The organism is Sphaerisporangium sp. NPDC049002, from assembly GCF_040649355.1.
In the GTDB taxonomy this organism is placed as follows: domain Bacteria; phylum Actinomycetota; class Actinomycetes; order Streptosporangiales; family Streptosporangiaceae; genus Sphaerisporangium.
The window spans coordinates 1-3,095 of record NZ_JBEZFH010000385.1; the positions used below are offsets into that span (position 1 = coordinate 1).

General features: G+C 66.9%; 3 protein-coding genes. 2 read left to right on the forward strand and 1 reads right to left on the reverse strand.

Annotated elements, in window-relative coordinates; translation table 11 throughout:
• Positions 1 to 21: 21 nt before the first annotated feature.
• The gene (locus tag AB0B89_RS35750; protein ID WP_358562016.1) at positions 22 to 537 is read right to left on the reverse strand and encodes a Scr1 family TA system antitoxin-like transcriptional regulator; all 516 of its coding nucleotides are present in this window, start codon (positions 535 to 537) and stop codon (positions 22 to 24) included.
• 205 nt (positions 538 to 742) lie between these two features.
• Here AB0B89_RS35750 and AB0B89_RS35755 point away from each other — a divergent pair, with 205 nt between their 5' ends.
• The gene (locus AB0B89_RS35755; RefSeq protein WP_358562019.1) at positions 743 to 1,213 is read left to right on the forward strand and encodes an ATP-binding protein; all 471 of its coding nucleotides are present in this window, start codon (positions 743 to 745) and stop codon (positions 1,211 to 1,213) included.
• Positions 1,214 to 1,517: 304 nt separating this feature from the next.
• Positions 1,518 to 2,987 carry an ATP-binding protein gene (locus AB0B89_RS35760; RefSeq protein WP_358562022.1) on the forward strand — a complete coding sequence of 490 codons (1,470 nt, stop codon included), beginning with the start codon at positions 1,518 to 1,520 and terminating at the stop codon, positions 2,985 to 2,987.
• The last annotated feature ends 108 nt before the right edge of the window (positions 2,988 to 3,095 follow it).

Below are 3,095 nucleotides of genomic sequence, written 5' to 3' on the forward strand. Positions count from 1 at the left end.
CGTCGATGGTCCAGGCGATGATCATCGGAAGGTCCCGGCCGTGGCCCCTGCTGGAACCGCCTGACGTGCGAGTCGGATCTCGGCGAGGGCCGCGATCTCCTCAGGAGTGCGTGTCATGGTGATCCCGGCGATGGTCTCTCGTGCGTACGCGGCGGTCTGCATCAGACCCGGGACCAGCAACGGAGCGAAGACGCGGATGCTGTCGCTATCGGATTCAAGGGAGATGTAGTCGGCGTACGCGGGGGCGACGATACCGCCGTAGGTCTGCCACCATCCCCGCTTGCCGGCGTCCTTGGCCAACTCCCCCAGCGCGCCGAACACCTCGGGATCGGTCACGGCATACGCCTTGAGCAGGGCTGTCACCTCGGCCGGCCGTATATGGGCGTTGGCGTTCTCGATGCGCGACAGCTTGGGGGCCTTCCACCCGAGCGCTGCGGCGGCATCGTCGAGGTTCAGGCCGGCGGCGTTGCGGAATCGGCGGAGGGACTCCCCCAGCCGACGTCGGCGAACGGTGGGGACTGGGCGCGCGTTCGGCATACGCGCAGTGTTCCATCACCTGGAGTAGCGAGCCGGGTACTCATGAAAATCATCAACGAAGCTGGGTGACAACCTTGCAAGTCTGGGTGCCTAAGGACCATGCTCTGCCATAGTGCTTGTCACCAAGAGTTAGCACTCAAACTCGAAATGTGACATAGACACGCTTTCCCGGAGCCGGGGGCATACGCACGGAGGGCCGACGACCATGACGGAAGAGCAGGCGACAGCGGCGTTGGGGTTCTATCTGGCTGTCAGGCCGGGTGGGTTCGTCGTGCACATGAATGTGTGTGAGGAGAACCTGCGGGCTGTGCGGGAGGTGACGCTCAAGGTCCTGGCCGCTGTCGGGGTCGATACCGAGACCGCCGAATCGGCCCGGCTGATCGCGTCGGAGCTGATCGGGAACGCCGTACGGGCCTGCGGGAACTGGGCGCCGGTCGTCGTCGAGGTGGAGCAGGACGACAAGGGCATCTGGGTCAAGGTGCATGATCCCAACCCGGCCCGCCTGCCCGTCCGCTCGAACACCGCTCCCGACGACGACCAGGCCGAGTCCGGGCGCGGCCTGTGGCTGCTCGACGCGCTCGCCCCCGGCTGGGACGTCGCCCTCACCCCCATCGGCAAGCAGGTCAGATGCCTCCTCCCCGCACCGGAGGCCGTACGGATCAAAATCGCCGGATGAGACCACGCCAGCGCTGACATCACGGCGAACCTGAGATCAAAAGAGGCCGACCACCTCCAAGGAGTCGTCTGTGCCTCCACGCGGGCGAATGAAGCCTCTTCCACTGGCACGTTGGCGCGGTCGGAGAGGTTGATCGCCCCTACGCAGTTGATTGCAGGACGATAGGGAGCTCGTCACCTCACAGCCTGCCGAGCTGATCACGCATAGGGTCGGGACTCCTCCTCGGTCGGCGGCCTGGCACCAGCACCCCTTGTATAAGTCCAGCTATAGTAGCTGCGATTATTCATAGTGGAGGGGGCAGTGCGTGGACAAGCCCAGTGGGATGTTCGATCGGGACTTCGAGTGGGCGGAGCTGAGTCGCTTCGCTGCTTACTCGGCCCCCAAGGCGACCCTTGGGGTGGTCTCCGGGCGTCGCCGGCAGGGGAAGACCTTTCTGCTCGACGCGCTCACCACTGCGACCGGCGGCTTCATGTTCACCGGCACCGAGACCACCGAGGCCGACGCGCTGCGGCAGTTCGGGGACGCGCTGGCCGCGCACGTCGGCGAGCCCGGTCCGTTCCGCTTCGCCAACTGGGACGAAGCCGTGGCTCGGCTCCTGCGCATCGCCGCCACCGGGCCCACCGTCGCGGTCATCGACGAGTTCCCGTTCCTCGCCAAGGCCTCCCCAGCCCTGCCCTCCATCATCCAACGCGCTCTGGATCCCACCGCCCAGCGCAACAACACTCCCGTCCGCCTGCTTCTGTGCGGGTCCGCCCTGTCCTTCATGGGGCGCATCCTGTCCGGCAACGCGCCGCTGCGCGGCCGCGCCGGACTTGAACTGGTCGTGCCCACCCTCGACTTCCGCCTCGCCGCCCGGTTCTGGGAGATCGCCGACCCGCGCACCGCCGCGCTGACCAACGCTGTCGTGGGCGGCACCCCCGCCTACCGCCGTGAATTCACCCAGGGTGACACCCCCGCCGACGCCGACGACTTCGACTCCTGGGTCGTCCGTGCCGTCCTCAACCCCGGCCGCCCGCTCTTCCGGGAAGGCCGCTACCTGCTCGCCGAAGAACCCGAGCTTCATGACACCGCGCTCTACCACTCCGTGCTGGCGGCGATCGCCGACGGCAACCACAACCGCGGCGGCATCGCCTCCTACCTCGGCCGCAAGTCGACGGACCTGGCCCACCCGCTCGCCGTCCTCCAGGACGTCGGCATGATCACCCACGAGCAGGACGCCTTCCGCCGGAACCGCTCCGCCTACCGGATCGCCGAGCCCCTCCTCGCCTTCTACCACGCCGTCATGCGGCCTGCCTGGGGCGATCTGGAACGTCCAGGCCGTGCACCGGACGTCTGGCGTCGGCTGCAACCGACCTTCCGCAGCAAGGTCGTGGGACCTCACTTCGAACGCATCTGCCGCGAGTGGACTCGCTGGTACTGCGACTCCGGAACCATAGGCGGCTTCCCGTCGAACGTGGCCAGCGGTACCGTCCCCGACTCGGCCAACCGGACAGCTCACGAGGTCGATGTCGCGGCCTTCGGCCAGGACGAGACCGGCCGCGAGCGACTCCTCGCCATCGGCGAATGCAAGTGGAACGACATCATGGGCCTCGGACACGTGCGCCGGCTCGACCAGATCCGCGACCTGCTCCGCGCCCGCGAAGGCGTCAACGCCGATCGCACACGGCTGCTCCTGTTCAGCGGCGCCGGCTTCAGTGACGACCTCCGCGCCGTGGCCCGGCACGACCCCGCCGTTCAACTTGTCGACATGGGCCGGCTTTACACAGGTGCATGAAGCACAGAGGCGATCCGGTACCTGTCAATCTGATCAAGGCAGCTGAGCTGGTCTAATTCTGTGTCAGCCTTTCTTGTTCGTCCTTCCGGTCGGAGTCGTTGGGCTTGT